Annotated in this window: 21 protein-coding genes, 1 tRNA gene, 1 pseudogene and 1 riboswitch; of the genes and pseudogenes, 9 read left to right on the top strand and 14 right to left on the bottom strand. The window is 66.2% G+C overall.

Going from position 1 to position 25987, the window contains the following annotated elements; genetic code table 11:
- Positions 1-48: 48 nt before the first annotated feature.
- From HL653_RS08890 to HL653_RS24580, 3 genes and pseudogenes are all read right to left on the bottom strand, one after another.
- Positions 49-3342, bottom strand: coding sequence for a carboxypeptidase regulatory-like domain-containing protein (locus tag HL653_RS08890; protein WP_253717783.1), 3294 nt, complete (start codon positions 3340-3342; stop codon positions 49-51).
- 84 nt (positions 3343-3426) lie between these two features.
- Positions 3427-3549, bottom strand: coding sequence for a hypothetical protein (locus HL653_RS24475; RefSeq protein WP_301337966.1), 123 nt, complete (start codon positions 3547-3549; stop codon positions 3427-3429).
- Between the two features lie 106 nt (positions 3550-3655).
- A pseudogene (locus tag HL653_RS24580) lies at positions 3656-4498 on the bottom strand (purine nucleoside permease); the annotation flags it as partial.
- Positions 4499-4689: 191 nt separating this feature from the next.
- Between HL653_RS24580 and HL653_RS08905 the strand changes: the two are divergent.
- Positions 4690-5331: a peptidylprolyl isomerase gene (locus HL653_RS08905; RefSeq protein WP_171744209.1), complete on the top strand. Its 642-nt coding sequence runs from the start codon at positions 4690-4692 to the stop codon at positions 5329-5331.
- A gap of 21 nt (positions 5332-5352) precedes the next feature.
- On the opposite strand, the gene HL653_RS08910 is transcribed toward HL653_RS08905, so the two are convergent.
- Both HL653_RS08910 and HL653_RS08915 read right to left on the bottom strand, forming a co-directional pair.
- A tRNA-Gln gene (locus HL653_RS08910) sits at positions 5353-5427 on the bottom strand.
- An 89-nt stretch (positions 5428-5516) separates the two neighbouring features.
- The gene (locus HL653_RS08915; protein ID WP_171744210.1) at positions 5517-6605 is read right to left on the bottom strand and encodes a branched-chain amino acid aminotransferase; all 1089 of its coding nucleotides are present in this window, start codon (positions 6603-6605) and stop codon (positions 5517-5519) included.
- Positions 6606-6701: 96 nt separating this feature from the next.
- Between HL653_RS08915 and HL653_RS08920 the strand changes: the two genes are divergently transcribed.
- On the top strand, positions 6702-7199 hold the full coding sequence (locus HL653_RS08920; protein ID WP_171744211.1) for a MarR family winged helix-turn-helix transcriptional regulator: 498 nt from the start codon (positions 6702-6704) through the stop codon (positions 7197-7199).
- 48 nt (positions 7200-7247) lie between these two features.
- Here HL653_RS08920 and HL653_RS08925 read toward each other — a convergent pair whose 3' ends face one another.
- Both HL653_RS08925 and HL653_RS08930 read right to left on the bottom strand, forming a co-directional pair.
- Positions 7248-7580 carry a DUF2218 domain-containing protein gene (locus HL653_RS08925; protein WP_171744212.1) on the bottom strand — a complete coding sequence of 111 codons (333 nt, stop codon included), beginning with the start codon at positions 7578-7580 and terminating at the stop codon, positions 7248-7250.
- A gap of 336 nt (positions 7581-7916) precedes the next feature.
- Positions 7917-8507: a PadR family transcriptional regulator gene (locus tag HL653_RS08930; RefSeq protein WP_171744213.1), complete on the bottom strand. Its 591-nt coding sequence runs from the start codon at positions 8505-8507 to the stop codon at positions 7917-7919.
- Between HL653_RS08930 and HL653_RS08935 the strand changes: the two genes are divergently transcribed.
- Together HL653_RS08935 and HL653_RS08940 are read left to right on the top strand one after the other, a co-directional pair.
- A complete protein-coding gene (locus HL653_RS08935; RefSeq protein WP_171744214.1) occupies positions 8478-9029 on the top strand; it encodes a hypothetical protein in 552 nt (183 codons plus the stop codon). The two genes, HL653_RS08930 and HL653_RS08935, sit on opposite strands and share 30 nt — an antisense overlap.
- Positions 9026-10336: a replication-associated recombination protein A gene (locus HL653_RS08940; protein WP_171744215.1), complete on the top strand. Its 1311-nt coding sequence runs from the start codon at positions 9026-9028 to the stop codon at positions 10334-10336. The genes HL653_RS08935 and HL653_RS08940 overlap by 4 nt, the downstream gene beginning before the upstream one ends.
- Before the next feature lie 42 nt (positions 10337-10378).
- Here the strand turns inward: HL653_RS08940 and pnuC are convergent, their stop codons facing one another.
- Genes pnuC through HL653_RS08955 form a run of 3 tightly spaced genes read right to left on the bottom strand, consistent with a single transcriptional unit; the run spans position 10379 to position 14365 of the window.
- Complete coding sequence (gene pnuC / locus HL653_RS08945) at positions 10379-10936, bottom strand: nicotinamide riboside transporter PnuC (protein WP_171744216.1); 558 nt, start codon at positions 10934-10936, stop codon at positions 10379-10381.
- Positions 10933-12078 carry a phosphotransferase enzyme family protein gene (locus tag HL653_RS08950; protein ID WP_171744217.1) on the bottom strand — a complete coding sequence of 382 codons (1146 nt, stop codon included), beginning with the start codon at positions 12076-12078 and terminating at the stop codon, positions 10933-10935. Before HL653_RS08950 ends, pnuC begins: the two co-directional genes overlap by 4 nt.
- Before the next feature lie 25 nt (positions 12079-12103).
- Positions 12104-14365: a TonB-dependent receptor gene (locus HL653_RS08955; protein ID WP_171746867.1), complete on the bottom strand. Its 2262-nt coding sequence runs from the start codon at positions 14363-14365 to the stop codon at positions 12104-12106.
- A gap of 58 nt (positions 14366-14423) precedes the next feature.
- Positions 14424-14533, bottom strand: a riboswitch (TPP riboswitch).
- Between the two features lie 96 nt (positions 14534-14629).
- Between HL653_RS08955 and dld the strand changes: the two genes are divergently transcribed.
- Complete coding sequence (gene dld / locus HL653_RS08960; protein WP_171744218.1) at positions 14630-16300, top strand: D-lactate dehydrogenase; 1671 nt, start codon at positions 14630-14632, stop codon at positions 16298-16300.
- A 97-nt stretch (positions 16301-16397) separates the two neighbouring features.
- On the opposite strand, the gene HL653_RS08965 is transcribed toward dld, so the two are convergent.
- The 4 genes from HL653_RS08965 to HL653_RS08980 form a co-directional block, all read right to left on the bottom strand.
- Positions 16398-17717, bottom strand: coding sequence for a c-type cytochrome (locus HL653_RS08965; protein ID WP_171744219.1), 1320 nt, complete (start codon positions 17715-17717; stop codon positions 16398-16400).
- Positions 17718-17726: 9 nt separating this feature from the next.
- Complete coding sequence (locus HL653_RS08970) at positions 17727-19496, bottom strand: GMC family oxidoreductase (RefSeq protein WP_171744220.1); 1770 nt, start codon at positions 19494-19496, stop codon at positions 17727-17729.
- 44 nt (positions 19497-19540) lie between these two features.
- Positions 19541-20260, bottom strand: coding sequence for a gluconate 2-dehydrogenase subunit 3 family protein (locus HL653_RS08975; protein WP_171744221.1), 720 nt, complete (start codon positions 20258-20260; stop codon positions 19541-19543).
- Between the two features lie 223 nt (positions 20261-20483).
- Positions 20484-21779 carry a carbohydrate porin gene (locus HL653_RS08980; protein WP_171744222.1) on the bottom strand — a complete coding sequence of 432 codons (1296 nt, stop codon included), beginning with the start codon at positions 21777-21779 and terminating at the stop codon, positions 20484-20486.
- 211 nt (positions 21780-21990) lie between these two features.
- On the opposite strand from HL653_RS08980, the gene HL653_RS08985 reads away from it, so the two are divergent.
- The 4 genes from HL653_RS08985 (at position 21991) to HL653_RS09000 (ending at position 25968) form a co-directional block, all read left to right on the top strand.
- The gene (locus HL653_RS08985) at positions 21991-23031 is read left to right on the top strand and encodes a LacI family DNA-binding transcriptional regulator (RefSeq protein ID WP_171744223.1); all 1041 of its coding nucleotides are present in this window, start codon (positions 21991-21993) and stop codon (positions 23029-23031) included.
- Positions 23032-23150: 119 nt separating this feature from the next.
- Positions 23151-24626 carry a TadE/TadG family type IV pilus assembly protein gene (locus tag HL653_RS08990; protein ID WP_171744224.1) on the top strand — a complete coding sequence of 492 codons (1476 nt, stop codon included), beginning with the start codon at positions 23151-23153 and terminating at the stop codon, positions 24624-24626.
- Entirely contained in the window at positions 24623-25219 is a 597-nt protein-coding gene (locus tag HL653_RS08995; protein WP_171744225.1) for a TadE/TadG family type IV pilus assembly protein, read from the top strand. Before HL653_RS08990 ends, HL653_RS08995 begins: the two co-directional genes overlap by 4 nt.
- Positions 25216-25968, top strand: coding sequence for a TadE/TadG family type IV pilus assembly protein (locus HL653_RS09000; protein WP_171744226.1), 753 nt, complete (start codon positions 25216-25218; stop codon positions 25966-25968). The genes HL653_RS08995 and HL653_RS09000 overlap by 4 nt, the downstream gene beginning before the upstream one ends.
- The last annotated feature ends 19 nt before the right edge of the window (positions 25969-25987 follow it).

Genomic DNA, 25987 nt, shown 5'->3' on the forward strand with positions numbered 1-25987 from the left:
CGGCGACACCCTCGTGTCGCCGCCCTTTTTGTTACGCGGATCGCCCGATCAGAATTCGAACTTGGCGCCGACGCGGATCGCATAGAGCGAGACGCGGCCGACATTGTCGACGGCGGGGTTCGAGAAGCTGGAGTAGCGATACTGGGTGCAGTTGTTGCCCGAGGTCGCGGCGCAGGTGACGTTCACGACGGAGGCGAGGTACGGGAACGAGACCTGGCGCAGCGAGCCCCAGTTCTTGTTGATCATGTTCAGCACGTTTTCCATGTCGGCGAACAGCTTGATGCGGCCGCTGCGGATCACAGGAACCGGGATTTCCTGATCGACGTGGAGATCGATCTTGAACCAGCTCGGCGCGCGCATCGTATTCTTGCCGACCGTCTGGCCCTGCTTCAGCTTGTTCGTCTGCACGAAATTCTGGAGCGAGGTGAAGGTGGCCGTGCTGTCATAGGAGACGAGCGGATCGGCGGTGATGCTCGACACGTTCGGCACATAGAGCAGGAAGCGGTTGTTCGATCCCGCCACGCCGAAGACGTTGCCATGGCCCTGCGTGGCAACGGTATCGGCCATCGTCAGGCTGTAGGGAATACCCGAGCGACGCTCGCCGAACAGGCTGAAGCGCGTCTTGTAATCGCCGAAGAAGGCGTGATCGAAATCGACGTGGAACTTGATGCTGTTCTTGATCTCGTAGATCGACGTTCCGTAGGCGGCGATGTTCGGATCGAGCATCGCATTCTGGCCATAGGTGCCCGATGCGGTCGTGCCGTTCATCGAGCTGCGATCCTTCACGTCCTGATAGGTGTAGCTGACACCCAGGCCCAGGCCGAAATCGAAGTTCTTGTCGAGGCGCGCCACCGAAACAAGCGAATAACCGTCGCGGCTGTTGGTCAGCAACAGATCGGTGTTGGCGCTGGTCGAGGTGAGCGAGGCGTAGCGAGGGCGTCCGTCCGGTGTCACGCCGATCTGGCGCAGGCGCAGATCCTTGTAGATCGGCGCATAATTGACCCAGCCATAATAGATGTCACCGCCGACATTCCAGCCGCCACCCAGAAAGCCCTCGAACTTGGGCGTCCAGTCGACCGACAGGCTCGACTTCCAGGTGGATTCAAGATGGTAGTGCGGGTCCATCGCGTTGACGTTGGCGACGGACAGCGAACCGGTGTTGGTGCGGAGATAATCCGTCAGCGCGGTGTTGAAGGTGCGGCCGTTCACATTGTCCAGCGCTGCCGAACACAGCGCGTCCGAAATGCCGCCTTGACAGCCGACACCGCTGAGGTTGCGCGTGATCGTGACCGAATTGGCATAGACGCCCGACACCGAATAGCTGTTGCCGACGAACACGTCCGGCGAACCGCCCGCGAACAGGCCGATGCCGCCGCGCACGCGCACCGTCGGCGTCACCTTCCAGGTCGCCTGCAGGCGCGGCTGGATCACTTCCTTGCCGTTGATCGCGCTCTGGTTGGTGAAACCATAGCGGGCAGAGAAGAAGTTGTTGAGCGGCGGGGCCGAGATGCCGCCATACATGTCGGTGCGGACGCCGGCCGTGACGTTCAGATTCGAGCTGGGATCCCAGGCGACCTGGCCACCGACCGTATATTGATCATATTTGAAGCTCGCGAGCGTATCGAGGAGATTGCCCGTGACGGAACCGGCGAGCGTGACGCTGCCGGCGCGGCGGTTCTGGAAATCGGCGACGCTGTCGAAATAATAAGTGCCGAGCGCATCCGAGGTGAAGGCGTTCGCCACGTCCAGATGGCTCCACGCGGCGGTCAGCTTCATCGAGAACTGGCCGGCTTCCCAGCGCATCGCGATGTCGCCGCCATATTGCTTGGTGCGGACATAGTTGAAGTGGCGGAAGCGATCCGGGCCGAGATACAGGCGCGCGGCGCCGGGGGCCGCCGTCGATCCCTGCGAGCAGAGCGTGGCGTTGCTGTTGGCGGCGCCATTCTGCTGGGTGGTGGCGTTCGGATCCAGGCAGACCTGCATCTGCGCGAAATTGAACTCGCCGAACGGAACCGGCGTCAGATCATATTTGCGGTAGTTGCCACGGATTTCGGTGTGGAATTTGCTCGACCAGTCGGAGTTCAGCTGGGCGACATAGCTGTCGACCTTTTCCGGGCGGCGATAATTGTCCGACTGGAGCCCGAGCGCGGGCGTCGCCGGCACGGTGGAGGAGAAACCGGCCGTCGCGGAGTTATTGCTGTTGTTGTGGATCCAGGTGGCCGAGAGGCGCTGGCCGGTGGTGATGTTCCAGTCGGCCTTGACCGTCCACTTCTCGTCGGTCTCGATCGTCGACTGCTGCACGCCGAGCGTGTCGTAATTGTAGATCGACTGCGCGATCGACGAGACGTTGGAGATCTGGGCGTCCGTCAGGTTCGGGACGACCGAGGGGAAACCCGCCGTGCCGATCTGGATCGGCGTGCCCTCGCGCAGATGCTCATAAGAGACGGCGAGGAACAGCTTGTCCTTGATGATCGGGCCCGACAGGAAGCCGCCGTAATTCTTGCTCTTGAAGTCCAGATTGATGCGGCCGCTCGGGTTGGCGATGCCGGGCTTGGTCTTGCTGCCGGTCAGCCCGTCGCTGCTGAAAGTGTAGAAGCCCGAGCCGTGATAGTCGTTCGTGCCCGAACGCAGCACGACGTTGACGGCGCCGCCCTGGAAATCGCCTTCGGAAATGTCGAAGGGCGCGATCTTGACCGACATCTGCTCGATCGCGTCGATCGGCACCGGGCCGCGCGCGGTGGGCAGACCGCCGACGTTCAGGCCGAAATTGTCGGAGAAGCGCAGGCCGTCGACCGAGAATTTGTTGAGGCGGGCATTCTGGCCGGCGATCATCACGCCGCGGCTCTGGCCCGGATCGATCGTGGCGAAGGGATCGCGGCGCACGATATCGCGAATATCGCGGCCAACCGTCGCAACGCTGGCGATCTGCTGGCGCGTAATGTTGGTCGACGGGCCGGCGGCGAGGTTGACCGTGTTGGTGCGGGTCGCGCTCACCACGATCTCCTGGCCTTCCGGCTCCAGCGCGAACGGCACGGCCAGCGGTTGGCCGGCGACGAGCTGGATGTCGGTCACCGTGCTGTCGGCATAGCCGGGCGAGGAGACGACGACGGTGAAGGGGCCGCCGACGCGCAGGCCCGAGGCCGAGAAGGCGCCGTCCGCGCCCGAGCGCGTGACCGCCTTCGTGCCCGAGGGAAGATGCGTGACGGTGACGGTCGCGCCTGCGACCGCGGCGCCGTTCGCCGTCACCGCGCCGCGGATCGACGAGGTGACTTCCTGGGCGTGCGCGCCGCCGGCGACGCACAGAGCCGCGATCGCGGCGCCCGCATAAAGAGTATTCCGCATTCCTGTTCTGCCCCTTTTCCTGTCGGAGCGTTCCGGCCTCCCACCGTCCCGCACCGATGCTCGATAAACCCCGTTGTCGATGTCTTACGGCGCGGCGCTGGCCCCGCTCGTGCCGGGCGTGGCGTCGCGATAGCGGCTCCAGTTCCCGGTGATCTCGTCCACCACCGTCCCGCCCACCGTGAAGGCGGCGTCCAGCGAGGCCTGCATCGCGGAAAGCCCCTTCAGCTCCCCGATCAGGCTGCCCGCCGCATCCTGCCCCCTTGGGCTGCGTGGTGAAATTGCTGCCCGTCCGCAGCACCATCAGCCGCTGCGGATCGGCCTTGCCGATCCGGCCGAGCATGGAGATCGCATTGGCGACGCCGGTATCCTCCATGCCGGTCATCACGAAGCTGTCCGGCCGGCCGGTCCAGTAGGCGACCCAGCGCTCGGCATGGTCGTTCATCAGCGTGCCGTGCCAGAAGGTCTGGCCGGTCGCCTCGTCCCCTCGGATCACCGAAGGCGGCTGCAGCGCGGCGCCGTTGCGCGGATCGCCCGCATAGCCGGCGCGGATCTGCTGCAGCACCGGCGTGTCGGGCAGCTTCATGCCCTTCGTCAGCGCATAGGCCCAGTCGCGCAGGCCCTTGTTGAGCGGGTAGAGATTATATTGGGTGTCGCCGGCCTTGCCCTGATAGGGCGCGGTGCGATCACGCGGGAAGGTGCCCGTGGTCCAGCCCTTTGGGGCCTCGCGCGGATCGACCCCGTAGCCGTAATCGGTATCCACCAGATCGCCGATCCAGGCGGCCGAGCCGACCGTGGCGGTGTGCGGATTGGCGCCCGCGATCGCGGCGATCATCCAATAGGCATGGGTGAGATCGAAGCGGGAATCGGTGCCCAGCGCCATGATCGAGGCGGCGGCGCGGTTCGTGCCGATGCCGGTCATGATCAGCAGCGCCTGCTTCTTCGGATCGTAGCGCAGGTGGCGGAAACCGGCGGGGAAGGGCAGGATCTCGGGCATCACAGTGGCCCAGGCCTGATATTCGGCGGCCCTGTCGCCGGTGTCCTCGCCAATCTCGAACGCGGTGACGATCACCATGCGGATTTCGAGTAGTTTCGCCGAGGCCGCGATGCTGGCCGGAGCTGGCGGCGTCTGGGCGCAAAGCGGAACGGCCGCGCACATGGCGGCCAGCAAGCCCAGGCGATGACGAAGATAGTCCCCCAAAAAGCGGCCCCGCTCTCGTTGCGTGCCCCTCCCGCCCCCGGCCTCTTTTCGTGCCTGTGTCTCGGGCCTTAGCAGCGTGTGAACGAAGCGGCCAAGTGCCGATCGCTTCGGGCTGGCGGCGGCCGTGCGCTTTCCGCTAGGCTGTGACCATGAAGCTGCACCTCCTGTCCGCTGTGGCCCTGATCGCCGCGCCGCTCCTTGCCCAGACCCCGCCGGCTCCGCCGCCCGAAGCGGCAGGCGCGATGCCCGCCGCCGCTCCCGCGCCCAAGCCCGCGACGGTGAAGGTCACGCTCACCACCAGCGAAGGGCCGATCGTGCTGGAGCTGGAGAAGGAGCGGGCGCCGATCACGACGGCCAACTTCCTCAGATATGTGGATGCCAAGCGTTTCGACGGGATCGGCTTCTATCGGGCGGTGAAGGTGCAGCCGGGCTTCGGCCTGATCCAGGCGGGCCTGCGCAACGATCCCAAGAAGGTCTTCCCGAACATCGCGCACGAGCCGACGACCAAGACCGGCCTGCACCATGAGGACGGCACGATCTCGATGGCGATGGCGGCGCCCGGCACGGCCTCGGCGGATTTCTTCATCATGGTCGGCCCGGCGCCGACGATGGATGCGGATCCTGCGACCAACAATGCCGGCTTCGCGGCCTTTGGCCATGTTGTCGAGGGGATGGACCTCGTCCGCAAGATCATGGACGAGCCCACGTCGCAGACGGCGGGCCCGGCCGCGATGAAGGGGCAGATGCTGGTCGCGCCGGTGAAGATCCTGACGGCGCGGCGGACGGGCTGATCGGCCGTCCCTTCGGGAAGCTGGCTGGGGCGGCAGGATTCGAACCTGCGGATGGCGGCACCAAAAGCCGCTGCCTTACCACTTGGCGACGCCCCAACGAGGAGGGCGGCTTATAGCCGCCCCGACGCGGGATGGAAGGTCCTAGTTGGCCTGCTTTCACCGATGGCGGGTCGGCCTCGTCACCCTCAGAAAAGCCGTTCCATCCAGCCGTGCGGATCGGGCGCGACGCCGCGCTGAATATCGACGAGGCGCGCCTTGATGCGGTCGGTCGCGACGCCGATGCCGCCATTGCCGATGCGGAAATCGCGGTTGCACCCGCGCACCCGGCCGATCGGCGTGACCACCGCCGCCGTGCCGCAGGCGAACGCCTCGCGCAGGCGGCCCGAGGCGACGTCCGCCTCCCACTGATCGATCGAATAGGGCTCCTCGCGCACCGTGAGCCCTTCCTCGCGGGCGAGGAGCATGATGCTCTCGCGCGTGATGCCGGGAAGGATCGTGCCGCCGAGCGGGGGCGTCTGGATCGAGCCATCCTCGAACACGAAGAAGACGTTCATGCCGCCCAGTTCCTCGACCCATTTGCGCTCGACCGCATCGAGGAAGACCACCTGATCGCAGCCCTCGCGGATCGCCTCCTGCTGGGCGACGAGGCTGGACGCATAATTGCCGCCGCACTTGGCCGCCCCCGTGCCGCCGGGCGCGGCGCGCGTATAATCCTCCGAGATCCAGATCGAGACGCCCGTGGGCGTCTTGAAATAGGCGCCGACCGACGAGGCGATCACCATGTACAGATATTCGGAGGCGGGCTTCACGCCGAGAAACACCTCCGACGCGAACATGAAGGGGCGCAGATAGAGCGCGCCGCCCTCCGCTTCCGGGATCCACTCGCGATCGACGGCGACCAGCTCGCGGCAGGATTGCAGGAACAATTCCTCGGGCAGCTCGGCCATCGCCATGCGGCGCGCGCTCTCGCGGAAGCGGCGGGCATTGGCGTCGGCGCGGAACAGGGCCGCGCCGCCATCGGGCAGGCGATAGGCCTTCAGTCCCTCGAAAATTTCCTGCGCATAATGCAGCACGGCGGTGGCGGGATCGAGCACGAGCGGCGCGCGCGGCGTGATCTTCGCATCGTGCCAGCCCTGGCCCTCGGTGTAGCGGATCGTCACCATATGATCGGTGAAAACCTTGCCGAAGCCGGGGTTGGCGAGCAGCGCGCCGCGCTCGCTGGCGGGGACGAGCGCCGGGTGCTCCTCTCGGGCGAAGAACGAAGGGGCGCTCATGTCAGTCTCCAACGCTGGAAATCGGTCAGAAAGTGCGACCAAAAGATGGACCGGATCGGTTGCATCCCCCTAATCACCGTGGCAGAAAGGGTCAACATGACTGTCCCGTCAGCATCGCCTCTCTTCCTCCGTGAAGCAGAAATCCGCCGCGGCACCGAGCTTCTCTTCTTCGGTTACGCGAATCTCTACAAGCCCACGGACAAGATGCTGGCGAGCCAGGGGCTCGGCCGGGCGCATCACCGCGCGCTTTATTTCATCGCGCGCCAGCCGGGGATGACGATCGGCAGCCTGCTGCGGCTGCTGGGCATCACCAAGCAATCGCTGGGCCGCGTGCTGAACGAACTGGGCGATCGCGATCTCGTGGAGATCGTGCCGGGCGAGGAGGATCGCCGCCAGCGGCTGCTGCGCCTGACCGAGAAGGGCGCGAAGCTGGAGGCCGACCTGTTCGCGATCACGCGCGAAAACCTGTCGGCCGCTTATGGTCAGGCCGGGCAGGAGGCGGTGACGGGCTTCTGGCGCGTGCTGGAACTGATGATGCCGCCGGCCGAGCGCGCGCGCGTGGCCGAACTGAGCCGGGAAACGCGCAAGGGCTGAGCGCGAAGGCGCGCGCTCCGATCGGAAGATGCCGTGCTGTCGGCGCGGTCAGACCGTCACCGTCTGCCAGTCGAATGTCAGGGGCGCTTCGCGGAAGGCGAAGCGGTCGAGGTGGCGGGCGACGACGCCTTCCAGCGCTTCCAACTGCTCGGGCGTGGAGGCGTCGATGCGGACGAGGAGGAAATCCTCCGCCGCGTTGAAGGTGCAGAGACCGTCGGCGGGGAAGGTGCCGGCGCGGCCCTCGCGCGGGAAGACGACCGTGCCATGGTCGGCGGTGAATTCCACCTGCAGATCGTGCGACCAATGCTTGCACAATTGCTGGAGATATTTGCTGCCGCTGGTGGTGGGAACGCGGGCGGCGGCGGTGATCGTATCGGTCATGGCATGTCGTTCCTGCTGGTCGATCCGGTCGTCTTGGTCCCGTCCGATCGCGACGCCCGCCGGGAGCGGGGCCGCGAGCCGGACAGGCCGAGAGCGATCGGAGCGGATATAGGAGGCAGAAGCGCCGGGGGCACCACCGGAGCGGTGATTCCCAGTCGACGCCGGAGGAGTTCGAGGCGCGGCATGATTACAGCCTCTTGAGAACGCGCCATCGCGCGTTGCGGCACTGGCCCGCTCCCCGACCGCCCACAGAATATCCTGAACAAGCGGCCGGGTAGGGGAGCGGCCCGGCGCCGCGTTCGAGATGCGTTCTTCCGCGCATTTCCAGACGACCCCTTACAGGCGCTCGATCTTGCGGGCGGCCTCGTCGAGGATCTCCGCGATCGCATGGCCGCGTTCGCTGCCCTCGTCGCCTTCGGCCTCCATCGCGGCCTCGCGCAGCGCGAGCTTCAGGTTCGTCATAGCGCGACGGATCGGCGCATGATCGGTGCGGTTGCGCTCCTCGCCCATGGCCGAGAGCCGGGCGAGCAGGGCGTCCGCCTGTTCGCGGCGCTCCTCCAGCCAGGCGGTGCCGGTGGCGGTGATGCGGAAGCGGCGACGGGCGCCTTCCTCCTTCACCTCCTCGATCAGGTCCATCTCGTCGAGCAGGGTAAGCGTCGGATAGACGACGCCGGGGCTGGGCGCATAGGCGCCGCCGGTGCGCTCCTCGATCTGGCGGATCAGATCATAGCCGTGGCGCGGTTCCTCCGCGAGCAGAGCCAGCAGGACGAGCTTCAGTTCCTCGCCGTCGAACACGCGCCGCCGCCCGCCGCCGCCGCGAAAACCGCGATCGCCGTCGAACGACCAGGCGAATTCGAACGGGCCACGGCGAAAGCCGCCGCCGCCGCGCGGGCCGAAATGATGGTGGTGGCCAAAGCCTCTCAACATAAAAAATCTCCTTTGATGCGACTCAAGATATATCTTAGACGGATTTTTGCAAGAGGGTTGTTGGGGCCGTCGTCGGGAAGGGTGCATGAGGACGGGATCGGAGCCGGACGGCGGCTGCTCGCCGCGACGATCCGGGCGCCGTCGCTGCGCGGGATTGCTTACCCTGCGGAAATCCGTCCCTATATCGGGGCCATGGCTGACCTCTTCGCCCACGCCCGCCTGCCCGACGACGCCGTGGTCGGGCTGCCGCCATTTACCGGGGTGGATCGACCATCATCGCTTTCGCTGCGCCTCGCCGTCATCCAAGCCTTGAGCCGGGGTGACGCTGCTTTGGGATTCGGGGTCGGCGGGCGAAGAAGCGGAATCCCGGATCAAGTCCGGGGCGATGGAATGACACGAAGCCGCGTCCGTCTTTTCGAGCGATCCGAATGCCGATCCGATCTTGTCGCCTCGATGCAGCGTTCCGGCCGGGTGTCGGATCGCAGGAGCCGGTGCGGAAGCCTTACGGACTTTGGGAAATGACTCTCACGCTTTTCGAGGATCCCGTGCAGCGCCCGCTGGCGGAACTTCTCCGCCCGAAAACCCTGGCCGAGGTCGTCGGGCAGGATCATCTTCTCGCCCCGTCGAGCCCGCTGGGGCGCATGATCCAGAGACGGCATCTGCAGTCGTTCATCCTCTGGGGACCGCCGGGTGTCGGGAAGACCACGATCGCGCGTCTGATCGCCAGCGCGGCGGGCTACAGCTTCGTGCAGTTGTCGGCCGTGTCCACAGGCGTCGTCGATCTGAGAAAGACCATCGCGGAGGCCGACAATCTGAGGCAGGCCAACGGGACGACGACGGCCGTCTTCATCGACGAGCTGCACCGATTTTCGAGGCCGGTGCAGGATGCGCTCCTTCCCGCTGTGGAGGAGGGGAGGATCATCCTGATCGGCGCCACGACCGAAAATCCCAGCTTCAGCCTGGTGTCCGCCCTCCTGTCCCGGTGCAAGGTGCTGACGCTCCGCCGTCTGGACGGCGCGGCGCTCGATCTGGTCATCCAGCGCGCCGAAGAACATTTCGGACGAGCGCTGCCTTTGACGCCGGACGCGCGGGATGCCGTGATCGCGATGGCTGATGGCGATGCCCGCTATCTGTTGGGCCTGTGTGACGAACTGCTCTCGCTACCGCCCGACGAGACGATCGATGCCAAGCAGCTTGCCGACCTTCTGCAGCAGCGCGCGCCGCTCTATGATCGGGGCAAGGAAGAGCATTTCAATCTGCTGAGCTGCTTCCATAAGAGCCTCCGGGGAAGCGATCCCGATGCGGCGCTCTACTGGGCCGCCCGGATGATGGCGGGGGGCGAGGATCCGGCCGTCATTTTCAGGCGGTTGTGCTGCGCGGCTTCCGAGGATGTTGGCCTGGCGGATCCGCAGGCGATGATACAGGCGACGACCGCGTGGCAGGCGTTCGAGCGTGTGGGCTTGCCGGAGGGGCGCCTGTTTCTCGCGCAGGCCATCGTCTACGTCGCGACCGCTCCGAAATCCAACGCCTGCTACATGGCCTTCGCGAAAGCGCAGGAACTCGCCCGGCAGACCGGCTCCGCAGCCCCGCCCATGCACATCCTGAATGCCCCGACCAAGCTGATGAAGGAACTCGGCTACCATGCGGGCTATCGGTATGATCATGACTTTCCGGACGCCTATTCCGGTCAGACCTATTTTCCGGACGAGCTCGGCGGCGCGGATCATCCGGAACTCTACCGGCCGAACGAGCGCGGTTTCGAGCGCGAGATCAAGCGCCGGCTGGATTTCTGGTCGAAGCGGCGGGCCCAGGCGAACGGCGAGGGGTGACGCCGGTCGGCATCGGCCGATCGGACGAGGCGCGGTGGCGCCTCACGCTGCCGTGGCCGTCCGCCAGCGTCTGTAGCCCAGAATCGCCAGCGCGATCATCACCGCATAGAGCCCGGCCGTCAGCGCCAGTCCCTTGAAGGCGAACATGCCGACGTAGAAGATATCCACCGCGATCCAGAGCAGCCAGTTGGCCGGATATCGCCGCGCGGTCCAAACTTGTGCGACGAGGCTGAAGCTGGTCAGCGTCGAATCCATCCAGGGCAAGGCCGCGTCGGTATGGTGGCTGGTGAACCATCCGATCGCCGCCGCACCCACGGCGCCCGCCGCCAGCCCCGTTACGGCCTGACGCGGCGCCATCGTCCTCGGGATGACGGTGCCGCCGACGTCCCGGTCCCGCGCCCACGCGATCCAGCCATACAGGATGGCGAGGCCGAACACCGCCTGCAGCATCATGTCGGCATAGAGGCGCTCGTCGAGGAAGAGTTTGAAATAGAGCGCGCAGGCCACGAGATTGACGGGCCAGCACAGCATATGCCGCTTCGCGGTCAGCCAGATGGCCGTGAGGGTGGCGGCGACCGCGACGATTTCTAGCCAGGTCATCGGGGCTGCGTCCATGCGCCGATCCGGTGCAGGACATCCTGTCCCGCGGCCGAGAGGAACCATTCGGCATGGCCGATCAGATAGGTGTCCCACGCCAGCGCCGCCTGATCGGGCCGGCCGGCCACGCCGGCGAAATAGTCGATCTCGGACAGCGCGAATTCGAGATGCACGAGCGGCAGCAGGCGGACGATCGCGTCGACCGCGCGAGGATCGATCGGGTGGACCGATGCATAGCCGGCCAGCAGGGCGATGGCCGCCTGCGGATCGGCCAGCGCATCGTCTGCCCCGTGCCCGAGATGCAGCCAGTCGATGGCCGTCCGCTCGATCGCGGTGGCGATATCGTGGACCGCGCAACCGCGATCGGCGAGGCCGAAATCGAACGCCGTCCGCACCGTGCCGTCGGGCGTCCACAAGAGGTTCGACGGATGCCAGTCATTGTGCGTCCACAGCGCCGGCTGTTCGGCCAGCCGTGGGGCCAGACCGGCGGCCGCCGCCGCGAACAGACGCGCCAGCGGCCGCCGCCAAGGCCGGCCGGCCAGATATCCGGCGAGGGCCGGGCGCGCCGCGACATAGGCCTCGGCGGCGGCAAGCGGGTCGGCGGCGGGCAGGATGGTGAAACTGGCGACCAGCGGCTGGGGTTTGCGGGCGGGCTCGGCGAAGCCGCGCGCCGCCCCGTGCAGCCGTGCGAGCGCGGCGCCGGCGGCCTCGGCATGGGGCTGCGAGAGGAAGGGCGTCCACGAAAGCCGGTCGCGATAGAGATCGGCGCCCGGCGCCTTGCGGTGCAGTTCGTAGGTCCACTCGCCCGCCGCGACCGCGCCGGGACCTTCGGCGGTCCGCATCGTCTCGGGCACCGGCATGCCGGCGGCGGCGAGATGCGCGATGAAGCGATGCTCCTCCGCCAGGCCCTCGGGCAGCCGCACCCGCCGGTGATGGCGCTTCAGGACGAACGCGCCCCGATCGGTGTCGATCAGGGCGGCGGCCGAGAAGGGGCGGGGGGAGTGCCAGCGCAGCGCTTCCATCCGGCCCGCCGCCGGGAAGAGGGCGAGCAAAGCGTCGGCCTCCGCCTCGGTGATGGCCGGCCACGTCGGGGCTTCCGGCGCGGTGCCCATGCCGTGGACGAGATGCCCGGCCGGCGACGCCATTCCGCTCATTCGGTCAGATGCGCGGTCAGAAGGCACGCGACAGCGTCGCCATGACGGCGCGCCCGCTGCCCACATAATAAGCGGGCGCGGTGCCGGAGATGATCGTCCCGCCGCGCCCCACCGTATCGTGCGCATTGGTGGTGACCGCCTGCACGCCCGAGAGCACATGCGGGTTCGTGATGTTGATCGCGTTCAGGCGCAGATCGGTGCGTTTGCCGTCGAGCCAGTCCGCCAGATGCACGCCGATCGACATGTCGAGCGTCGCATATCCGGCGATGCTCTCGTCGTTCATGAAGGTCGCATATTGCCGGCCGACATATTTGACCGCGCTGCTGCCGAACAGGTGGCCGTCGTCATAGGTGCTGCCGAGGCCGAATTGCAGGGTCGGCGCGGAAACCGCGTGCCGGCCTTTGGTGGGGAGAAAATCCCCGCCCACGGGCAGATCGTCGTCGATCCGGGCGTGCAGATATTCGCCCGAGACATAGATGCTGACGCCCCTGGCCGGGCGATAGTCGATCTCCGCATCCACGCCGTACGATGTCTGGCCGCCGGCGTTCAGCGTGGAATTGACCTGCGGACCGCCGCTTTCCACCACCGTCGCCAGCTGCCGGTTGCGGAATTGGTAGTGGAAGCCGGTCACCGATGCCGAGAAACTGGGCCCGATATAGCGGTAGCCTACCTCCTGCGAGACAGAATATTCGTTCTTGACCGCCGCCGTCCCCTCGCCGTCGCGCACGCCGCCATAATAGCTGTCGTAGAGCGTGAACTCGTTGGGCGTCCGGAAATTGGTCGTCACGTTCGCGAACAGCTGCTGGCGATCGTCGACCTGATAGCGCACCGATGCGCGCGGCAGCGCCGCGAAGCTGTCGATATGGACCCTGGTTTGCGGGCCGGGCAAATAGTTGCGGCCGTTGCGCAGGAGATCGACGCCCTTGAACCCGGCATCGAGCGTCAGGCGCGACGTGATGGCGATGCTGTCGGCAACGAAAAAGCCCTTGGTCACCGTCACGGTGCGCTGGTTCTCATAAGCGAGCAGGCGGCCGTCGGCGGTGCGGATCGCTTTGCGGCGATATCCCCAGCGATCGGTCGGCCGCCCGTCCGCATCGATCGCGGTATAGGATTGGGTGACGCGATCCGTGCCGTAATCGAACCACAGGCCCGCGCTGATCCGGTGCGCGCCGGCCTGGCGCGTCAGCTTGCCGACCTGCCCGGCCCGCATCTGATCGCCGGTATAATTGCCGAGCACGGTGGCGACGCCGTCGACGGCGCCCGGCAGCGCGATCGGATCGGCCAGCGCCTCGTTGCCGAGGAAATTGCCGGTCGTGGTCAGTTGCGTTCCATAGGGCGAATTGCCGTAGCCGAACTGGAGATAGGAGGTGCCGTCGAACGTCAGCCGATCGCCGAGCTTCAGATGGACCGGCGCGGCGGCGTAGAGATTGCGGAACGGCGCCCGATACAATTCCCAGTAATTCGTGTTTCCCGCGCTGTACCGCCGGTCGAAATTGAAGCCGCGCCCCTCGGCCCGCCACTCCTCCAGCGTAGGGCTGGGATAGGTCGAGGAATTGGCGTCGTTGAAGGACAGAGCGAGGCTCGCGCGATTGCCGTCGCCCCACTCGCCGAGCAATTTGGCATCGACATGGCGGCGCGTGTCATGTCCGGCGCCGCGCCAATTGTCCGCGCGCGTCTGCGAATAAGAGAGGAAGGCCCTGAGCCCGGTCCGGCCGATCGCGCCCGTATCGAGCCGCACGAAGCCGCGGAGCGCGGCATAGGACCCCGCCGAGAGATTGACGAGCATTCCGGTCTGCGTTTTCGGATCGTCGAGCGAGAGCGAGAGCAGGCCGCCCGCACCGCCGACGGTGGGAGAATCTATGTCCGCCGCCCCCTGGGCCAGCGTTACCTGCCGCACATTCTCCGCGTCGGCGAACTGCGACGGATAGGCATAATAATAGCCGATGTCGTTCTGCGGGGCGCCTTCCATCAGCACGCCGATCTCGTCCTGACCGAGGCCGCGCAGCGTGAGGCTGGAACTGGTCGACAGGCCGTAGGGATCGCTCGACGAGACGTTCGCGCCGGGCATCAGGTTGACGAGCTGAAAGGCGTTGAGCGTCGGCGCCTGCTTGGTGATGAACGCGGCGGCGATCGTGCTTTGCGCCTTGGCCACGGTCTGATCGGGCAGCAGCCCTTCGGGATCGGGATGGCCGACGACCTGTATGTCGTCCGCTTCGCCACGATCGGCCGCCGCCGCCGGAGCCGGGGACAGCGCGGCCAGAACCACGGGCGAAATCATTGCGATGCGCGAAAACCTACCGGTCACCAATCAGGTCCACTCCACTCGGAGGGACAACGGAACGACCGCCAGCCCTCCCTACGCCGGTATCAACCGGATCAGGTTCAGCGGGTCGTGAGCTGCTGCCCACCTCTCAGCCGCGCGTCAGCGGCCCCCCGGGGATGGCGCCTGTTAGGGGATCGGGCGTTGCGTTGGAAGGTCTATCTAGGTGAGTAATGCCGCGCACTTTCTGCAGGCGCGACGACAGGCGAAAGACGATGTCCGATGACCATCACCCGTGACACGCTGATCGCCGGACTGCGCGCCATCGTCGGCGGCGCTCATGTCCTGACGGGAGACGCGCGGACGCGCCGCTTCGCGACCGGCTATCGCTTCGGTTCCGGACCGGTGATGGCAGTCGTGCGGCCGGGGTCGCTCGTCGAGCAATGGCGCACGCTGCAGGCCTGCGTGGCGGCGAACGTGATCGTCATCATGCAGTCCGCCAATACCGGGCTCACCGGCGGATCGACGCCGCACGGCGAGTATGACCGGCCGGTCGTCCTCATCAACACGCTGCGCATCCACGGTCTTCACCTGATCGGTGGCGGCACCCAGGTGGTCTGCCTGCCGGGCACCACGCTCTACGATCTCGAGCGGAGGCTCGCCCCGATCGGCCGCGAACCGCATTCGGTGATCGGCTCGTCCTGCATCGGCGCCTCGGTGTTCGGCGGGGTCTGCAACAATTCGGGCGGATCCCTGGTCCAGCGCGGTCCCGCTTATACCGAACTGGCGCTCTACGCGCGGCTCGATGCCGACGGGGTGCTGCATCTCGTCAATCATCTCGGCATAGCACTGGGCGACGATCCCGAGACGATCCTGCGCCGCGTCGAAGCCGGTGATTTCTCCGCCGCCGACATCGAAACCCCGAACCGTGCGGCCTCCGATCACGGCTATGGCGCGCATGTGCGCCAGATCGACGCGGATACGCCCGCGCGCTTCAATGCCGATCCGACCCGGCTGTTCGAAGCCTCCGGCAGCGCGGGCAAGGTGATGCTGCTCGCGGTGCGGCTCGACACGTTCGCCAGGGAGGCGGAGACCGCGACCTTCTATATCGGCACCAACGACACCGCCGAGCTGACGTCGCTGCGTCGCGCGATCCTCGGCGGTTTCGCGTCGCTGCCGGTGGCGGGGGAATATATCCACCGCGACGCCTTCGACGTGGCGGCCGTCTACGGCAAGGACACCTATCTCGCGATCAAGCATCTCGGCACCGATCGCCTGCCCCGGCTGTTCGCACTCAAGAGCCGGATCGATGCGATCGCGCCGCATCTGGGCGATCGGCTGCTGCAGGGCGCGAGCCGGCTGTTCCCGAGCCACCTGCCGAAGCGGATGCGCGCCTGGCGGGAGCGTTACGAACATCATCTGATCCTCAAGATGGCGGGCGACGGGATCGCCGAGGCGCGCGCGCATCTGGCCGCGATCTTTCCGAGCGCCTCCGGAGACATGTTCGAATGCACGCCTGACGAGGCGACCGCCGCCTTCCTGCATCGCTTCGCGGTCGCGGGCGCGGCGGTGCGCTATCGCGCGGTCCATCCGCAGGAGGTGGAGGATATCGTCGCGCTCGACATCGCGCTGCGCCGCGACGACCGCGACTGGTTCGAAACGCTGCCGGGCGACATCGCGAAGCCGATCATCCGCGCGCTCTATTACGGGCATTTCTTCTGCCACGTCTTCCATCAGGACTATATCGTCGAGAAGGGCGTGGACGTGCACGCGCTGGAACACCGGATGCTGGACATATTGGAGACGCGCGGCGCGGAGTTTCCGGCCGAGCATAATGTCGGCCATCTCTACGCTGCCAAGCCGGCGCTGGCCGAACATTATCGCGCGCTGGATCCGTGCAACGCCTTCAATCCCGGCATCGGCCACACGTCGCGCGACGCGCACTGGCGCTGAGCCGCGCCTGTTCGTGACGGGCAGACCGTCCTCAGGTCACCGGCAGCGGATGACCTGAGGGCGAATTGTTCACGGACAGCCTGCTCCGAAGCCGGCGTCAGTTGGCGGGAAGCGAGGTGGCCGCGCTGGCCGCCTTGCGCATCCTCGCGACATCGGCCTCGCGGACGGGCCTGGCCGCATTGCCCCAGCTGTTGCGGACATAATCGAGCGTTTCGGCGATCTGCCGATCATCCATCTTCCACGCGAAGGAGGGCATGCCCGCGCCGGTCGGCTTATGGTGCGTGGAGGCGGCCCGGCCACCCACCAGCATCACCTGGATCAGGCTGCTCGCATCCGCCGATTGCAGCGCCTGATTGCCGGCGAACGGCGGCACCATATCGCCCATGCCCTCGCCGCGCACGCCGTGGCAGGCCGAGCAATTGACCTCGTAGCGCAACGCCGCGCGCTTCATCGCGGGGGGTTCGGCGCCGATCGGATCCGGGCGCGGATTGTTCGAGGCGGGCAGCGACTTGAGATAGATCGCCATCGCCGTGAGGTCCGCGTCGGAGAGATATTGCAGCGAATGTTCGACCACCTCGGCCATGGGGCCGGCGGCGATGGCGGTCCTGTTGCCGCCCGTCTTCAGATATTCGACGATGTCCGCGTCCGTATCGCGGCCCAGGCCGACATGGGCGTTCGCGGTGAGATCGGGCGCATGCCAGAAACCGATCCGGGCACCCTCAAGGTAGCGGCTCTGCTTCTCCGCGCCCAGCATGTTGCGCGGACTGTGGCAGACCGAGCAATGGCCGCCGCCGTCCACCAGATAGCGTCCGCGTTCCCATTCGGCGGACCGGCCGGCCGTCGGGCGATACGGGGCGGGATCGAAGAACAGCATGTCCCAGCCCGCCAAAGCGAGGCGGATGTTGAACGGGAACATCATCCCCGCATTCTCGTCGACCGCGTTGGAGATCGGGGCGACGGTGGACATATAGGCCCACAGATCATGCATGTCGCGGTCGGTCAGCCGGGCATAGGCGGTGTAGGGCATGGCCGGGTAGAGCAGGCCCTTCGATCCCTGGCCGTGGCGCACGGCGTTGAAGAAGGCCCGCTCGGTCATCGTGCCGATGCCGGTCTTTCGATCCGGGGTGATGTTCGAGGACAGCACCGTGCCGAAATTCGTATCGAACCGATAGCCGCCGGCGAAAACGCCTTTGGTCCCGTTGTGGCAGGCCGCGCAGTCGGCGGCGCGCATCACATATTCGCCGCGCCGGATCGCCGCGCGATCGGCGGACCGCACATCCGCCAGCTGGACCGTCGCATCGGCCACGGCGGAGCGCGACGTATCGAGCGCGCGATGGCCCCAGATGCCGATCCCGGCGGCGGCGATGAGCGCTGCGGCACCGGCGCCGAGCGCGATGCGTTTCCTGGTCTTGCTCATAGGTCAGCCTCAGGCGAGCCGTGCGGGATTGCGCACGTAGGTCTGGTGGATGGCCTGCGCGGTGCGGATCGCCAGCGCGCCGACGGTGCCGGTCGGATTGTAACCGGCATTGTTGGGGAAGGCCGATGCGCCGACGACGAACAGGTTGTGCGCGTCCCAGCTCTGCAGCCACGGATTGACCGCGGACGTCGCCGGATCGTCGCCCATCACCGCGCCTCCGATCACGTGATCGGAGGCGATGACGGCGGTGGAGAAGGCCTTGTCCGCGAAGTTGAAGCCGGTGACGTGCGCCGCGCCCATCGCGCGGGCGATCTCCACGGCGCGGTCCATCGTAAACTTCGCCATGTTGCGGTCGCTCTGCGCATAATCGTAGGTCAGCCGCAGCAGCGGCACGCCGAATTTGTCGCGATAGGTGGGGTCGAGATCCAGCGTCGCGGATCGCGTGGGCATCGAGCAGCCCTGATTGAAGATCGTCCCGTAATTCCGGTAATATTTGGCATAGGCCTTCTTGAAGCCGCTGCCCCAGCGCGGAGATCCTTCTGGCAAGGCGGCCGCCTTGGCGATCGGCGCGCCGTCGCGGGCGAGCGTGAGGATGCCGGCGCCACCGATGAAATCCAGCTTCGAATGGTCGAAATTGTCGCCGTTATAATCGTCGATCTGCGAGCCGAGACCGCCTGTGCCGATGAACGGATTGATATGCTCGTCCTCGAACCACATGTCGGTGCCGGAGACGGTCTGGAAGCTGAAATTGCGGCCGATCGTGCCTTCGCCGCTCTTCGGATCATAGGTCTTGCCGACGCCCGAATTGAGCAGGATGCGGACATTGTCCACCTGGAAGGCGGTGAGGCAGACGATATCGGCCGGCTGCTCCCACTCGTGGCCATTCTCGTCGATGAAGGTGACGCCGGTGACGGTCTTTCCGTCCGACGACTTATTCACCTTGGTGACGCAGGATCGGGTGATGACCTTGAAGTTCGGGCGGCGCACCAGCACCGGGAAGATGCACGCCTGCGGGCTGGACTTGGAGAAATTGCCGCAGCCATAAGCCAGGCAGAAGCCGCAATAGGTGCAGGCGCCCATGCTGACGCCGAGCGGGTTGGTATAAGGTTCGGAGATGTTCGCGCACGGAATCGTGAAGGGGTGCAGCCCCATGTCCGTGGTGGCTTTGTTGAACAGCTCCATGATCCGCAGGGTCTTGAGCTTGGGCGTCGGATAATCGCGCGCGCGCGGCCCTTCGAACGGATTGCCGCCGGGCTGGATCTGCCCCTTGATGTTGCCCGCCTTTCCGGAGATGCCGGCGATGCGCTCCCACTGATCGTAGAAGGGCTCCAGCGTGTCGTAGGTGACGCCCCAGTCCTGCAGCTGCATCTCGCCGTCTTCGGCCTTCCGGCGGCCGTAGCGCTCGATCGTCCTGGAGCGGACCTCGAAATCCCAGGGCGAGAAGCGCCAGGCCATGCCGGCCCAGTGGAAGCCCGCGCCGCCGACGCCGCGCCCCAGCTCGAAGATGCCGTAGTCGCGCAGCGGCGCCGCCGTCTGGCCGGCATGGTTGCGGAAGGTGACGGTGTTGTCGCGCGGCGGCGACAGGAATTCCTTGCGCTGGCCCCAGCGCAGCTCGTCCGGATCGACGGCGGGGGGCGTATGCGTCGACGTGTCGATCCACGGGCCGCGATCGATCGCCACCACGTTCAGGCCGGCGCGGGTCAGTTCCTCCGCCATGAGGGAGCCGGACCAGCCGAGCCCCACCACCACCACGTCCGCCTTGGGGCGCTTGCTCACCATATCATCTTGCCTTGCTGGGGGTCTTCGCCGACCGGGAGAGGCGCTCAGGCCTTCGGGACAAGGCTGACGGGCTCGAGGCCCAGATCTTCGCCGGTCCGATCGGCATAGAGACGGTAATCGTAGCGGGCGCCGGGGAAGCCGATCATCTTCCAGCCGGCCATGTCCTTGTTGCCGCCATAGAGCGGATCAGCGAAATAGCCTTCGCGCGCATTGGCCAGCATCAGCTCGAAGAAGGCGCGCGTATTGACCTCCGGCGCGAGTTCGATCTCGCCTTTTTCCATCCCGGTCAGGATCGCGTCCTGCTGCTCGGGCTTCAGGTCGGCGAAGGAGCCCTGATGGGTGCGGCGGGCATAGGCCTCCAGCGCGCGCAGGCCGGTTTCGTAGCGTTCGCGCGGGGTCGCGATGAACTGCGGCTTCTGCATCAGCGCATCCTCGCCCACCGCCTTCGGCCCGGCCCGGTAGAGCGTGGCGCCCTGGCCGAACGGGCCGGCAAGCTGCGCGTCGAGGAATTCGACACAGCCCGCCGCGCTGGCGGACGGCCCCAGCTCGTCGCCCGGAATGAACCGATCGAACACGGCCGTGATGGTGCGCCGATCGATGTCCCGCGTGAGGACCTGCGGCGCGCCGCCCGGCGCCGGCTTCGGAACGAAGGCGGGATCGAGCGCCATGTCGTGCGGGAAGGCGTCCATCTCGGCGGCGAGCAGCCGGGCGGCCGGGACCGCCCCGACCGCGACACCGAGGGAAAGGATTTCGCGCCGCCTCATCAAACCGCCTTTTGCTTCAGTGCCGAACCGGGGAAGCGGGCGAGCGGCGGGCGCAGAGATGGGCCCATCGCGGAGCCGGCCTGCGACCTGAGGCTCCCACGAGTTCCCGATGGCCGTATGTTTGGTCTGTCTTGGTGGCGGGCCGCATATGGCCGTGCCGGCAGCCAGGCAACGTTCTTGTGACAATTTTGACAGAATCTGTCATTTTGACAGCTGTTCCGCATCAGAAACCAATCGACGTGCGTGCGCCGGTGATGATCGCGTCGCGGTTGGCGGCGATGCCCCCCGGGCGACGGATCCACTGGATATCGGGGCGGAATTTGAGGAAGCGCGTGACCTGGATGCCGTAATAAAGCTCCACCACATTCTCGCCGACGCCGGGCATGTCCGTGCCGGTGCCGTTGAGCAGCCGCTCCCTGCGATAATCGGCGACGCGCTGGTTCAGGTGATTGTAGCTGACGGCGATGCCGATCTCGTCCTTGGGCCGGGCCGCCAAGGCGCCGGTATAGACGATGCCGGCGGCGAAGCTCTGATCGACGAGGCTGGTGCGCGTATCCGCCAGCGTGGCGTTGGCGAAGACCATGACGGTGCCCGGCCCGTCGCGTTCGCCGATCGGCATGCGCGCGACGAAGCTGGCATAGCCGCCATAGGATCCCGAGCGCTCCAGGAAGGGTGCGGCGGTCTGCGCGGCGCTGGCCCGGTTCCGGTCCAGATAGACGTCGTTGCGCGCGGCCGTGCTATACCATCCGCCCAGCTTCAGGGTGGTGTTGCCGGCCGCGCCGCGCAGCGGGGTCCAGCCGAATTCGAAGGGAATGAGCGTGCCGGTGCCGTGCGAAGGATCGAAAGGCGAGAAGAAGCCGAGTTTCAGATTGTTCGGATTGACCTGATAGGCGCCGACCTTGAACGAGGTGGTGCCGCCGATGCGGGCCTTGGCGATCGCGCCCCACTGGCTGATCGGATAATTGTACCAATAATCCGAGACGATGTTGCCGACCTGATTGCCGCAATAGGACAGGTTGATGAAATTGCAGTCGAACTCCTCGAAGTCGCTGCCTGGATTGACCCGTCCGATCCGGATCGACAGCCGCTTGCCGGCGAGATCCTGATCGAGCCAGAATTGCGAGATGCGGGTGACGTTGCCCCGCCCGTAAATCTCCTGCGGCCCCAGCAGCGCGCCGATGCCGGAGCGGGTGTTGATCCCTTGCCCGTCGCGCTTCGAGACCGACAGCGTGATCGCCGCGCCGCCCCATCCCGCGAGCCGATCCATGTCGGCCTGGCCGGTGAAGGAGAGCTGGCCGGCATGCACGACCGCGTCGCTGTTTCCGCCGCGCACCGCGACGAGATCCTCGGACGTATAATTGAGATCGAAGGTCAGGCCCTTTTGCCTGAGGCGCCCCTTCCAGCCCTCATAAGCGGAGAGAGGATCCCCGTGCGATGCCGGCGGCTCGTCCCGCTGGGCCACCGATTCGGCATGGGACGCGCTCGCCACGGCGGGCAGGCCGAGGAGCAAAGCGCGCATCGGGAGATAGGCCGGCCGGCCGCGAAGGGCGCCGGCAAGGGCTTCGGATTTTACGGGGATGGCTGGGGTCCGGTATCTGATGGGGGTGGTGGCCGAAGCCACGGCACGGTCCTTGGCGTCTGGACCGGATCGTTCAAGCCTAGGCTCGCATTTTCTGTCTTTTTATGTCATGATAGATGTCATGAAATGAGGCTTTCGAAAGGGCGATGAGATGGAGACAGCGGAGCGTCGGACGATCGTCGATCTGGCGAGCGCGGCCGGGGTCAGCGTCTCCACCGTGGACCGGGTGCTTAACGGGCGGCATCCGGTTCGGCAGGTCACGGCGGATCGCGTGCTGGAGGCGGCCGAGCGGATCGGCTTTCGCGGGCTGACCGCGATCCGCCATCGCGTGGCCAATTCGCGGCCCGTCGGCCGCCTCGGCTTCCTCCTCCAGCGGCCCGGCCAGAAGGAATATCGGCTGTGGGGCGAGCATCTCGCCGAGGCCACGCGCGCCAGCACGATCATCCACGGCCGGCCGGTCGTCCGCTTCGTGGAGGATCTGACGCCGGACAACGTCGTCGATCATCTGATGGCCCTGAGCCGCGAGGTGGATGCGGTGGCGCTCGTCGCCGCCGATCATCCCCGGATCAACCATGCGGTGGACATGCTCGCGGCGGACGGGGTGCAGGTGTTCACGCTCGTGACCGACCTGAGCGCCGCGGGGGTGGTGGGGCATATCGGGATCGACGATCTGAAGAAGGGCCGGACGGCCGGCTGGTTCGTGAAGGGTCTGGCCCGTCGGGCGGGGCCGGTCGCGGTCATCGTCGGGAACGCCCGCTACATGAGCCAGGATCTCGCCGAGACGGGCTTTCGGGGCTATCTGCGCGAGCATGCGCCGGACGTCCGCCTGCTCCAGACGGCTCCGACGCTGGAGGATGACGCACAGGCCTTTTCGATCACCGAAGCGCTGCTGCGCGACGAACCGGACCTTGCCGGAATCTATGTGGCGGGCGGCGGTATCGGCGGCGTCATCGCCGCGCTGCGCGCGCGGGGCGGCGCGGAGGAGGGGCCGGTCGTCGTCGTGAACGAACTGACCGAGGAAACGCGCGAGGCCCTGACGGACGGGGTGATCCGGGTGGTCCTGTCCCACCCGGCCGGGCAGATGGCGAAGACCGCCGTCGAAATGATGGCGCTGGCGCTGGTCGGGCAGAACCAGAGCGGGCGCAGGAGCGGGATCCTGCCGTTCGAGACCTTCACGTCAGAGAATGTGTAGGGGGCGACGCCGCCGAAACGAACCATTCGGTTACGCCGTTTTAATCGATCCTCCGGTAACCGCGTCTCTCGACAGAGCAAGGCGGGCGTGTGCGTAACCCTTTCAGACGCGAATGGTTGATGAGGAGGGTGCGCGCATTTTTCCCGGATAACCGGGGAAATGTGCTGATCCTGACGGCGGCGTTCCTGCTGCCGATGCTCGCGTTGATCGGCTCCGGCGTCGATATCGGCCGGGTCTATGTCGCGCGGTCGCGCATGCAGCAGGCGTGCGACGCGGCCTCGCTCGCGGGGCGCTGGGCGTTCAGCCAGGGCCAGACGACGGATACGGCGACGGCCGAGGCGCAGAAATTCTTCACCTTCAATTTCCAGCAGGGCAGCTTCGGCACCGCGCCGTTCACGCCGATCGTGACGGTGACGGGCACCACGACGAAGGTGGTGACCGTCTCCGCCAGCACGACCCTGCGGCTGACGATCATGGGCCTGTTCGGCTTCCCGCCGATGGCGGTGGCGACGACCTGCACCGCCGAGCAGAATTTCGTGAACACCGATATCGTGCTGGTCCTCGATACGACGGGTTCGATGGCCGACAAGGCTACGTCCAAGGATACGCAGACCAAGATCGAGGGGCTGCGCGCCGCCGTGCTGGCGCTGTACGATCAGCTGGCGCCGATCCAGACGCAGCTGGCGGCAGCGAACATGCGGATGCGCTTTTCGATCGTGCCTTATTCCAGCACTGTGAACGTCGGAAAGCTGATCTATGGGGTCGACAGTAGCTATATCCGCAATCCGGCACCGTATCAGAAGTGCTCCAACTACAGCAGTAACAACGGTTGTACCGGCGGATACCAAGCTATCAGCGTCACACACAGCACGAGCAATCCGAACTGGTTCACCTCCAGCAGTTGGGGCGGCTGTATCGAGGAGCGACAGACGACATCGACGATCACGGCCTCGACATCGGCGATTCCGGCTGCCGCTTATGATCTCGACATTGATCGCAAGCCGGACAGCGATGCAACGCGCTGGCCGCCTTACGATCCTTCTTACGCCAGTTACTCCAAACTCCAGGTCGCCTGTCCGCAGCCCGCAAAGCGCCTGCAGGCCTGGACGCGGTCGGATCTCGATACCTACCTGCAGGCTCTTTCGCCGGATGGTGGTACATATCACGATTTGGGCATGATCTGGGGCGCGCGGATGATCTCCAGCGCGGGCATCTTCGCGGACAGCCCCTCGACCTACAATGGCATGCCGACCAACCGCTTCGTGATCTTCATGACGGATGGCCTGCTCGATACCGGCCCCACGCTCTACAGCGCCTATGGCGTGGAGCAATATGACAAGCGCGTCACCGGCGGCTGGACGAGCAAGGCCGATCAGGATTCGCGCCACCAGCAGCGCTTCAACCTGATGTGCAGCGCCGTGAAGAATCGCGGCGTCTCGATCTGGGTGGTCGCCTTCGCCAGCTCGCTGGACACCAACCTCACCAATTGCGCGAGCAATTCGGGACAGGCCTCCACCTCGGCCAATTCGGCGGACCTGACGACCAAGTTCGTCCAGATCGGCAAGAGCATCGGCGCGATGAGGCTCACGCAATGATGCCCCTCTCCGGGTGCGTCCGCCTGCGCCGGCTGGCGCGCGACGGCAGGGGCGTCGCCGCCGTCGAGTTCGCGCTCGTGTCCGTGCCCGTGGTGCTGATGCTGCTCACGCTGATCGATCTCGGCTTTCGCAGCTATCTCTCGTCCCAGCTGCAGGGGACGATGGACCAGGCCGCGCGCAGGGTGACGGTGGGTGGCGTCACCACGACGAGCATCACCAACTTCGTGACGGACCGGATGAAGCGGATCCTGCCGGGCGCGCAGGTTCAGGTCGTGCCCAAAAGCTATGACGATTTCTCGCAGGTCGCCAAGCCCGAGCCGATCACGACGGATAAGGCGCCGATCGGCACCTACAATGCTGGCGACTGCTTCACCGATCTGAACGGGAATGGCATTTGGGACAGCGACGGCGGCTCCGCTGGCAATGGCGGGGGCGACGACATCGTCTATTATGTCGCCACCGTCACCTATCCGGCGCTGATGCCGCTGCGCGGGTTCCTCGGCTGGCCCAGTACCGAAACCGTCAGCGCGACGATGATGATGCGGAACCAGCCTTATTCGGCCCAGCCGCAGCCCGTGACGGTCTGCACATGAGCGCGTCGCTGCGCCGCCTGCGTGGGGCCGAACGGGGCGTGGTGCTGGTCGAGATGGGGCTGGCCCTGCCGCTCGTCCTGCTGGTCGGGCTGGGCGGGCTGGAAGTGGCGCGCTATTCGCTCACCGTGCTGCGGATGAACCAGATCGCGGCCGCCGTCGCCGACAATGCCGGCCGCGTGCGCCAGGGTCTGGACGAGACCGACGTGAACGAGATCATGATCGGCGGCAAGCTGATGGGCGGCAGCGATTTCGCCGCCAACGGCCGCATCATCCTGAGCGATCTGGAGCAGCGCACCAACACCAGCGGCAGCAACGGGACGGGCGCCACCTCGCCCGGCAATCCCAACGGCTATCGCCAGTGGATCCGCTGGCAGCGCTGCGCGGGGGCGCTCTCGCGCACCTCCAGCTATGGCGTGCCGACGAACGGCAGCGGCGTCGCCGTAGTCGATCTCGACAGCAAGACCAACGCCGATCACGGCGCGGTCGAGAAGAATTCTATCCTGGATGGCATGGGCCCGGCCGGGCAGCAGATCTCGGCGGCGGGCGGCACGGCGGTGATGGTGGTGGAGGTATTCTACACCTATCGGCCGATGGTGCCCTTTTATTCCTTCGCCACCTCCAGCATCCATGTGTTCGAGGCGTATAATATCCGGCAGCGGACGGACTTCACAGTGTCCAACGGCGCGAAGCTGAGCGGTAATGGCCGCTCCGATTGCCGACTGTTCAACACGGCGGTGCCTGCGGCCTGATCGGCTCGGATGGTAAGGA

This window comes from Sphingomonas sp. AP4-R1 (assembly GCF_013113735.1).
Taxonomy (GTDB): domain Bacteria; phylum Pseudomonadota; class Alphaproteobacteria; order Sphingomonadales; family Sphingomonadaceae; genus Sphingomonas_I.

Bases quoted from the DNA above. Each gene is read 5' to 3' on its own strand.
- HL653_RS08890 (WP_253717783.1), bottom strand. From the start codon at position 3,342: ATGCGGAATACTCTTTATGCGGGCGCCGCGATCGCGGCTCTGTGCGTC.
- HL653_RS24475 (WP_301337966.1), bottom strand. From the start codon at position 3,549: ATGCAGGCCTCGCTGGACGCCGCCTTCACGGTGGGCGGGACGGTGGTG.
- HL653_RS08905 (WP_171744209.1), top strand. From the start codon at position 4,690: ATGAAGCTGCACCTCCTGTCCGCTGTGGCCCTGATCGCCGCGCCGCTC.
- HL653_RS08915 (WP_171744210.1), bottom strand. From the start codon at position 6,605: ATGAGCGCCCCTTCGTTCTTCGCCCGAGAGGAGCACCCGGCGCTCGTC.
- HL653_RS08920 (WP_171744211.1), top strand. From the start codon at position 6,702: ATGACTGTCCCGTCAGCATCGCCTCTCTTCCTCCGTGAAGCAGAAATC.
- HL653_RS08925 (WP_171744212.1), bottom strand. From the start codon at position 7,580: ATGACCGATACGATCACCGCCGCCGCCCGCGTTCCCACCACCAGCGGC.
- HL653_RS08935 (WP_171744214.1), top strand. From the start codon at position 8,478: ATGATGGTGGTGGCCAAAGCCTCTCAACATAAAAAATCTCCTTTGATG.
- HL653_RS08930 (WP_171744213.1), bottom strand. From the start codon at position 8,507: ATGTTGAGAGGCTTTGGCCACCACCATCATTTCGGCCCGCGCGGCGGC.
- HL653_RS08940 (WP_171744215.1), top strand. From the start codon at position 9,026: ATGACTCTCACGCTTTTCGAGGATCCCGTGCAGCGCCCGCTGGCGGAA.
- pnuC (WP_171744216.1), bottom strand. From the start codon at position 10,936: ATGACCTGGCTAGAAATCGTCGCGGTCGCCGCCACCCTCACGGCCATC.
- HL653_RS08950 (WP_171744217.1), bottom strand. From the start codon at position 12,078: ATGGCGTCGCCGGCCGGGCATCTCGTCCACGGCATGGGCACCGCGCCG.
- HL653_RS08955 (WP_171746867.1), bottom strand. From the start codon at position 14,365: ATGATTTCGCCCGTGGTTCTGGCCGCGCTGTCCCCGGCTCCGGCGGCG.
- dld (WP_171744218.1), top strand. From the start codon at position 14,630: ATGACCATCACCCGTGACACGCTGATCGCCGGACTGCGCGCCATCGTC.
- HL653_RS08965 (WP_171744219.1), bottom strand. From the start codon at position 17,717: ATGAGCAAGACCAGGAAACGCATCGCGCTCGGCGCCGGTGCCGCAGCG.
- HL653_RS08970 (WP_171744220.1), bottom strand. From the start codon at position 19,496: ATGGTGAGCAAGCGCCCCAAGGCGGACGTGGTGGTGGTGGGGCTCGGC.
- HL653_RS08975 (WP_171744221.1), bottom strand. From the start codon at position 20,260: ATGAGGCGGCGCGAAATCCTTTCCCTCGGTGTCGCGGTCGGGGCGGTC.
- HL653_RS08980 (WP_171744222.1), bottom strand. From the start codon at position 21,779: ATGCGCGCTTTGCTCCTCGGCCTGCCCGCCGTGGCGAGCGCGTCCCAT.
- HL653_RS08985 (WP_171744223.1), top strand. From the start codon at position 21,991: ATGGAGACAGCGGAGCGTCGGACGATCGTCGATCTGGCGAGCGCGGCC.
- HL653_RS08990 (WP_171744224.1), top strand. From the start codon at position 23,151: ATGAGGAGGGTGCGCGCATTTTTCCCGGATAACCGGGGAAATGTGCTG.
- HL653_RS08995 (WP_171744225.1), top strand. From the start codon at position 24,623: ATGATGCCCCTCTCCGGGTGCGTCCGCCTGCGCCGGCTGGCGCGCGAC.
- HL653_RS09000 (WP_171744226.1), top strand. From the start codon at position 25,216: ATGAGCGCGTCGCTGCGCCGCCTGCGTGGGGCCGAACGGGGCGTGGTG.